Annotated in this window: 1 protein-coding gene; it reads right to left on the reverse strand. The window is 39.8% G+C overall.

Annotated features, from left to right (window positions below; genetic code table 11):
* On the reverse strand, nt 1-261 hold a 261-nt coding region (locus tag ETC07_RS16240; RefSeq protein WP_497706969.1), incomplete at both ends, for a VOC family protein.

Consider the following 261-nt stretch of genomic DNA (forward strand, 5'->3'; position numbering starts at 1 on the left):
TTCCAATTTTTCGAATCGCGGTCATGATAGAGCTCTATTCCATTTCCTTCAGGATCACTAAGATAGAAAGACTCACTTACGAGATGGTCCCCCGCTCCTAGCGGGTATTTTGCCTTAATGAGTCGTTCAATAAGTCCAGCTTTTGAGGCACGATCGGGAAAAAGAATAGCATAATGAAAAAGTCCGGTTGTTTTTTCTGTACTAGAAATTCCCCCAAACTCAAGTTTCAAAAAAGGAACTTCTTTTTCTCTGAATGAGTAA

This window comes from Halomonas borealis (assembly GCF_004798905.1).
GTDB classification, from domain to species: domain Bacteria; phylum Pseudomonadota; class Gammaproteobacteria; order Pseudomonadales; family Halomonadaceae; genus Halomonas; species Halomonas borealis.